Source organism: Bryocella sp., from assembly GCF_058498515.1.
The window spans coordinates 34,099-42,650 of sequence record NZ_JBMHYI010000035.1; the positions used below are offsets into that span (position 1 = coordinate 34,099).

Below are 8,552 nucleotides of genomic sequence, written 5' to 3' on the forward strand. Positions count from 1 at the left end.
ATTATCTATTGACAAATATTGTCTCGACTTCATAGGATTCGCCTCGACTTTGACCCTTGAAAGCAGGCGACCGCCTATGAAATTTCACCCCACTGCCATCCTGACTCGCTGCGCCCGTTCGATCGCTCTTTCGTTTTGTCTTCTGGGCCTTCTGTGGGCCGGCACGGCCATGGCCCAGATCACCGGCCAGGGAGCTGTATCAGGCACCGTTACCGATCCCACGGGAGCAGCGATTCCCGGAGCGCAGGTCGACGTGACCAACGTGGCCACCAATGTGCTGATCTCCCGCACCGCGACCAGCAGCGGCTACTACACGGTGTCTCCACTACCTCCCGGGGAGTACGTGGTGACGGTGAGGGCGGCCGGCTTCGAGGTGCTGAAGCAGGAACACATCATCGTCAATGCAATCGCCGTGACCACGGTGAACCCGGTGCTGAAGGTAGGAGCTGCCTCCGAGACGGTGGACGTGACCACAGCGCCCCCCGCGCTGCAGACCGCCAACGCAACGCTGGGCGGCGTCATCGAAAACCGCGTGTACTCGGAGCTGCCAATCACAATGGGCGGCGGAACGCCACGCGACCCGACGGCGTTTGCGTCACTGCAGAACGGCGTGCAGAGCGGCGGCCGATCCGGCGACTTCAACGGCAGCAACGGCAACGAGAACGAGATGTACATCGAAGGCGTTCCGATGACGACCGTCGACTCGCAAGGCGACAACCGCAAGCTCAACCAGAATCTCTCGATCGAAGCCGTCGAGCAGACGCAGGTGCAGACCTCCGGGGCGGGCGCGCAGTACCAGGGCGTGGGCTCCGAGAACTTCTCCATCAAGCAGGGCACCAACAAGTTCCACGGCAACGTCTACTTCTTCCTGAAGAACAACATCTTTGACTCCTGGAGCTTCTTCGCGAAGGCCGCGACGGTGCCTACGGCGACGGGCGGCACGATGCCTGCCTCGAAAGCTCCTGACCACCAGACTGAGCTCTCGGCTTCGGTCGGTGGCCCTATCCTGCACAACAAGTTGTTCTTCTTCGCCAACTACGACAAATATCACTACTCAACGGTCTCCAACCCCAAGTACCAGTCAATTCCGACGCTGGCAGAGCGAGCCGGCGACTTCACCGCTTTCCCTTACACGATCTACGATCCGACGACAGAGGCGGCATGCACGGCGGGCAATGGCGGGATTCCATGCGCCAATCAGTTCATGGGGCTGAAGAACGGTGTGCTGACGCCGAACGTGATCCCGTCGAACGAGCTGTCGCAGACGTTCCTCACGCTGCAGAAGAATTTGCCTACTCCCATCAATACCAACCTCACGAACAACTATCTCTACGGCTACCCGACCAACGACAGTGTGTGGGGATTTACTGGCCGCCTGGACTACACCCTCAGTCCGAAGCACGCGATCGCGCTGATCTCGACCAGCGGCGTGAAGCACATTGGGCCGTATGACCTCGGCTCAACGACGGTACTGCCGTATCCCTACACCAACGGCACGCTTGTGACGGAGTTGACGACGACGGACATCGTCAAGCACACGTGGACGATTTCGCAAACCATGGTCAACCAGCTGCGCTACGGTTTGACGCGCTTCTGGGCTCCGATCAAGAACGCCACGACCGGTGACCCGACCTTCAGCACTTCGGGGCTAGGCATTGGCAACACGCCCGCCGGCCAGGCCAGCACGACGGCTCCCGCTGTCAGCTTCTCGGGCGGCGTCGACGGCACCACCGGTTTCTCGGCTCCCAGCGGCAGTCATGAAGCTGTAAACACCTACACCATTGCCGACGACTTCACCTGGGCCAAGGGCCACCACAACTTCACTTTCGGCGGCGACTTCCAGTGGCTGGAGTTCAACCAGTCGATCGCGGACAGCCCCTCCACGCCGATGTCTTTCACGATGTCGAACCTGAGTACGGCGGGCTTCACCAAGGGCGTTATCAACCCCGCGTCAGGCGCGTCGTACGCCAGCTACCTGATCGGCGCTGTTAGTTCGACCTCCATCTACTCGCAGAATTTCTCGACGCTAGGAGCGCGTTTCAAGGCGTTCTCGCCGTATGTGCAGGATGACTGGAAGATCACGCACAACCTGACGGCAAACCTCGGCCTGCGGTGGGATCTCTACACGCCATACAAAGAGGTGCACGATCGCTGGTCGACGATGAGCCCCTCGCTGATCAATTCGGCGACGGGAACGCCGGGCGCAATCGAGTTCATCGGCAACGGCTCAGGCACGTGCAACTGTTCCACGCCAGTGCACACGCACATGACCAACATCGGACCCCGCCTCGGTTTGGCGTACCAGTACACGCCGAAGGACGTGGTGCGAGCTTCCTACTCGATCATGTTCACGCACAATGGCGGCGTGGGTGGATCGAGTACGGGCAACTATAACGGCACCGGACAGGTGGGCATCACCGGAAGCGCGGCCTTCGCCAGCAGTGTGCAGGGTGAGCAGCCGGCGTTCTACCTGAACCAAGCCTTAGGGAACACGTCGCTCCCGGCGTATAGCGCAGTGCCGACGTTTGCTTCCACAGCCAATGCGGGCAACTACATCAACAGCAGCGGCGCAGCCGTCACAGCGAACTCGGTGAGCTTTGCCGATCCATACCTTTCCGGACGTCCGCCCTACACCGAGAGCTTCAACTTCGGCCTGCAGCACGCGTTCACCAACAAGCTGACGTTGAGCGCGGACTATGTCGGCAATCAGTCGCACTTCCTGAACGCCGGCCTGCGTGGACCGCAAAACAATGAGCTGAACGCGATGTACGAAGTCCTCGGACCGCTGCTTGCCGACACGCCCTCTGGCTCCAGCGGCGGCAAGACGTACCTGCAGCAGGCGCAGGCGATTCTCAGCGGCATCGGTCTTCCCTATGCCACCTACGGCGGCCCGTCCGCCACCATCGGTCAGATGTTGAAGCCGTATCCGCAGTACTCTGGGGTTTCGGACTCGTGGGGCGACACCGGCAACGCCAACTACAACGCGCTGCAGCTCACGCTGAAGCAGCTTGACTGGCATGGCCTCTCCGGCACCTTGAATTACACCTTCGCGAAGACGATTGATGACCTAGCGATCCGCAGCCGCTACCCGATTCCGAACAACGTGATCGATGGAGGCGTGGGAACTGCCAAGGCGTATCGCCTGGACCGCACCACCAGCACCACGGATATCCCCAACAACCTGCACATCTATGGCGTGTATGCGCTGCCGATCGGCGGGAAGAACCAGTGGGGAGGACAGCACTTCGTGACGCGCACACTGTTAGGGGGATGGGCAGTTTCATTCATTTACACCAAGACGTCGGGCGCGCCGCTTTCGATTTCGGGTGTGAATTGCAAGACGCCGGATAGCTGCTTCCCGGATCTTGCCCCGAGATACACGGGCTCACCGCGCATCAATGGCTCTTACGGCAAGAATCAGACGGTGGCTACCCTGTCCTCGGTGCACTACCTGGACGCAGCAGCGTTCGTTGCGACGCCAGGCAACGGCGGCTATAACTTTGGCAATGCTCCACGCACGGCGCCCTACAAGCTCTTCAACCTCGGCACTTACGACCTGGACATGGGCCTCAAGCGTAGCTTTCCGATCTGGCGTGAGGTGAAGTTTACGTTCCAGGCGGACTCCTTCAATCTGACAAATCACGTGCAGTTCGGCGGTCTGGGAACGGCGCTCTCATCCACCACAGGCTTCGGTGTGCTCACCTCACAGAACAATGGAGCACGCTCCTTCCAGTTCGCCGGCAAGATCAACTTCTAACCCCTACACTGCTACAAGACGCGACAGCCGGGGCTCGCTGCAGAAGGGGATCCCGGCTGCGCTGCTTTCGCGGAGCCACTACAAAGAGATTGAGGTACAGGTGAACGAACGTTGGACGCGAAGGCAGTTTGTGGGCTCAGGGGCCGCGGCAAGTTTGCTGCGCGGAGCTTCGCCCGCGGCGGCATGGGCACAGGATGCATCCGCAAAGGCTCCACAGAAACCGCAGTCGCAAGCGTCATCGCCGGAGATCACCTCGGGACATCTTCAGCCGCTGCTCGAGAGCAATGTCGCGCGCCCTATGCGTTATCGGCCTATCCCTGGCGGATATGAGATTGAGAACGGAAGTGAATTCTTCAACCGGCCGCTGTATGGGCCTAACATTCCTTTCCGCGCAGATGGCGGTGACCACCCTGAGTTCTCGCTTTACCTTCCGGGCCATGGCGGCAATCTTCGTCTCGGCATCGAGACGAGGGGACACGCGACATGGCTACACGCGTGCGAGCGCGTCATCGCGCGCTATGTCGAGGGCAGGCTGGAGTACGAGGTCTATGACCCGTCGCTCGTCAGCGGACAGATCCTCGTGCAAGCGCTGACGCTCGGGGCTGCGCTGTGGATCCGCGTGGAGGGCGTGGCGTTGCCTGTGGACGCCTTCCTGCTGTTCGCCTTCGGAGGCGTGAGTGGGCGCAAGGGCAAACGCAATGGGGACATTGGCTGCGAAGATCAGCCGGTCAGCGAGTTCTTCCACCTGCGCCCGCAGGAGTGTTCCGGAAATCAGTGGACGATCGATGGCCCGAATTCAGCGGAGGTTCAGGCGAAAGCGATGAGGCTTCGCGTCGGCACGACGGCGGCTGCGGAGCTACGGCTGGGCGATGCGGCCGCATGGGACAGCGGCTGCGGTGCACTCTGGTCGAGCGCCTCATCGGCCCCTGCCGTTCCGGTACTGCTTGGGCGGATGAGTCTCGGCACAGAGCCCGTGCACCTTGCGATCACGGCCCTCGAAGGCACACGCCTTCCTGCGGCCACGGGTGGAGCGGCGGCGCACTCGACGACCGCTGTCGATACTCAGGCGTTTGCATCACGGCGGGCGGAGCTCGCAGCGATTGCGAACAGCGTGCAATGGACCACGCCCGACGCATACCTGAACAGCACTGGACAGGCGCTCAACCTCGCCGCGGACGCGATATGGGATGAGGAGCTCGGCTGCGTGATGCACGGCGCGGTGGCGTGGCGCATGCCGCTTGCCGGCTGGCGCGGCCCCTACTCGCTCGATGTGCTTGGGCGCCACGATCGCATGCGCCGTCACCTTCGCCATTGGATCGCACGCCAGAATCGCGATGCGGTAACGAACGGTTCGAGTGGAGATCCCTCGACGACTGGCTTCGTGGGCATCGCGAGCGCCACCGGTGCGCCCGATACGGGCAGTCATGGCGCTCGTACGGAGAACCTGCTGCACTCCGCCGGCGACCTGAGCCACAACCACTACGACATGAACCTCGTCTTCTTCGATGCTCTGCTTCGGCATTTGCGCTGGACCGGGGATGTCGACTTCGCTCGCGAGGCGTGGCCTGCGCTGGAGTTGCATGCCACCTGGGAGCGTCGCCTGTTTCGCCGCGAGTATGGCAGTGCGCAACAGAGTGCTCCCCTGTATGAGGCTTACGCGGCCATCTGGGCCAGCGACAACCTGCAGTACAACGGCGGTGGTGCGACGCATAGCTCGGCCTACAACGTGTATCTCAATCGTGCGATGGCGGAGCTGGCGGTGGTCCTCGGCAAGCCGAAAGAAGTTGCTGATGCGTATCGGGTCGAGGCCGACGCCGTCGTGCGTGCGATGCGTGAGCATCTATGGATGCCCGAGCGTGGAGCCTTCGCCGAGAGTCGCGACTGGCTCGCGGAGAGGCAGCTTGCGGAGTCGCCCGCAGTATGGACGATGTATCAGGCGCTCGACAGCGAGATACCCAGCGAGCGCGATGCATGGCAGCTAGCTGCCGAACAGTTGCATCGGTTGCGCAAAGTTCCCATTCGCAGCGCTGGAGTTCCTGTCGATGCCGGATGGCAGATCGCCTGCTCGGACTGGATGCCGTATGTGTGGTCGCTTACCTTGCTGGTGATGGCCGAGAATCTCGGCACGGCCTTGGGCTTTTATCAGGCAGGCATGGCCGACGAAGGCTATGCTCTACTGCGCGGCACCCTGGTCGATGCTGGCTTCCGCAGCCTCTGCCCAGGCAACTTTCCTATGTCGTTGCAGCTCGATCCGCATCGGCAGGAGTCGCAACGTGACTTCGGCGATCCCATCGGTTGTGCTTCCCGCGTGCTGGTGGAAGGCATGTGGGGTGTACGGCCTGATCTTCTACGGGGCCGCCTGACACTGCGGCCGCAGTTGCCGCGCACATGGACCAAAGCCTCGTTGAAGCATCCCGATCTGCACATCGAGTTCCAGCGGGAGAACTCGCGCGAAAGCTGGCATATCGTCTCGCGGTTCTCGCGGCCCGCCGTCCTATCGTTATTCTTGCCTGCACGTGGCATCGCATCCGCGCACGTGCTCCTCGACGGTCACGAGATAGAGACCAGATTCGCCGCTGGTTCTGTGGGATCACCGCGGCTTGAGCTGCGCGATTTTCCGCCAGCTATGGAGTGGAAGATCGAGATCGAGTGGCGTGGGGCTGCGCCGCTTGTGCCGTCTTCCGAGGCCATTCGCTGCAACGTCGGCACGGCTCCTCTATGGCCGCATGGTGCGATGATCGATAACATTGACGACCCCCAGGGTTGTCTCTCTGCAGGCCATGCCGCAAAGGTGGACCGACACATGGTGTTCCTGGAGCAGCGCGAAGCCGCGTACTCGTGGTGGCTTCCAGTCGAGCTCAATATCATCGCACCACAGCGACAGCCTCTGCGGCTAACACGTGGCGGAGCGTTCGAACCCGTGCTGCTCGATTCCCTGCTGACCGGTCAGGTGCGCGAGATCCTCACACGCGATACCACATCACCTCGCCCCGGCCTATGCTCGCTTAATCTCCCTACTGGCCTGTTGGGTGGATGGGCGGACTTCGATGCGAAGGCTGAGATCTCCGATGCGGGCCTGCGTAGCGCGGGGGGAGCGGTTCGCCTGCCGGGCGGGCTTGCCTTCCTCACACCCGCGGCGACGGACGCACCTAACTGCTGTTTCCTCTCTCACTGGTCGATAGACAAGCCGCAGGCGACGCTTGAGCTGCATGGCCGTGCGCAACGATTGCATCTACTGCTCGCTGGAACGACGTTTCCGCAGGCGACGGGTTCGCCACACGCCGAAGTCAGCATTGCATACGGTGATGGCAAGGTTCAGCACGCGCAGCTGACGAATCCTTCCACGTGGTGGCCAGTGGAACAGGACTATCTCGTCGACGACTATCTCTTCCGCATGCGTCCCTCTGCGGACTTGCGGGTCTCCGTGCCTTGGCGACTGGACCTTGCGACGGGGAATGCGAGGCCGACGGACAGCCTCTCGCAACCAGGCAGGCCAGGCGCGAAGGTCCATGGAGGATCGGCCTTTGTCGTCTCCATCGAGATAGACGCCACGAGTGAGCTTCGCTCCATTTCCCTGCACACGAGGCTCTACGGCGTCGTGTTGGGCTGGCTCGGACTGACGATCGAACGTGCCTGATGCGCTCGTCAGCGAGCGCCCGCCGTCCCTCCTCATGCCGGGGTCTGCCGCAGCTGCTGTCGTGGTGGTACTGGGTAAGACGCACGAGATTGAGCTGACTTACCCGGCTTGATTTCTGCCAGCGGCTGCATTGGACAAGGAGCGTCTTTGGGATGGGACAAGAACTATCTGCCAGAGTAGTTGGTAATACCCGCTTCGACAGATCGAAGTGGATGTGGCCAAGAAAGGTGAGAGGCCGTTACTATCGCGGCCTCTCACGACTTGGGTCTCTCCAGTTTTCGCATAAATAGCCAATCGTCAGCAGCAATTGGCGATGCGTCAGACCGTTCGCGCACAAGATTCTTCGTGTCCCCAAGTTCTTTACTTCCCAGCGGTCGCCTTCTTAGCCGCCCACCGGCGCTTCTGGGCCTCGGCGATTCGCTTGCTCCCTCCCGCCGACATCTTTCTTGGCTTGCGCTCTGGAATCGCCTTCGAAACCAGGTTCTTGCTGCCCTTCGGACGGCCACGCTTTGGCGTATCCGTACCCGACAACACGACCAAGGAAGCGCGTGCTGACTGCAACCTCGCGATCTCGGCATCAATCTCGGCGAGCAAATTCTTTACGTCCATCTATCCTCCATGGTCGCGCCCAATTTCGGCTGACTCTTTCCGATGCTATGACGGATTAGCTCCCAGCGGCGAGCCCTTCACCTATAAATTAGTATCTGCGCAGATGCGATAAACACCATCACGTCCATTCTCGGTTACAGAGCGGTCGCGCCGCCCTTACAGTGGGGCTGCGGAGGCACTGATCATTTGGCATGCTTATTTTGGGACGTTCTGGAAGAGGGACGAAAGATATCTGAAATGAACCTTATGCTTAGGTCGGCCACGAAAAGCTCGAAGTCCACATTTGGGGCCTGTCTTCTTTCGGCATAGCACTTGGAACTACCGAGTCCCTACCTCCTGGAGATGATCCAAGAGCAAGCAAGGAATTTCTGCTCATTTTGACCCGCTTGCCGAGGCGCAGGTTGCCAACCCTCGCGATATCAGGTCCTATTGACAAGAATCACACGCAAATCACGAAGGTTATTCCCCGTGGGACCACAGGTAATCGCGTCTCCCAGCTGCGCCAATAGCGGGTAAGTGTTGAACGCCTCAAGCGCGTCATCGGCGTCC

General features: G+C 61.0%; 3 protein-coding genes. 2 read left to right on the forward strand and 1 reads right to left on the reverse strand.

Annotation, left to right across the window (positions count from 1 at the left end):
• The first annotated feature begins 76 nt into the window (after positions 1–76).
• Together AC5E6W_RS10270 and AC5E6W_RS10275 are read left to right on the forward strand one after the other, a co-directional pair.
• A complete protein-coding gene (locus AC5E6W_RS10270) occupies positions 77–3,757 on the forward strand; it encodes an outer membrane beta-barrel protein (protein ID WP_491752201.1) in 3,681 nt (1,226 codons plus the stop codon).
• Between the two features lie 100 nt (positions 3,758–3,857).
• Complete coding sequence (locus AC5E6W_RS10275; RefSeq protein ID WP_491752202.1) at positions 3,858–7,394, forward strand: DUF4450 domain-containing protein; 3,537 nt, start codon at positions 3,858–3,860, stop codon at positions 7,392–7,394.
• A gap of 360 nt (positions 7,395–7,754) precedes the next feature.
• On the opposite strand, the gene AC5E6W_RS10280 is transcribed toward AC5E6W_RS10275, so the two are convergent.
• Entirely contained in the window at positions 7,755–8,003 is a 249-nt protein-coding gene (locus tag AC5E6W_RS10280) for a hypothetical protein (RefSeq protein ID WP_491752203.1), read from the reverse strand.
• Positions 8,004–8,552 lie beyond the last annotated feature (549 nt).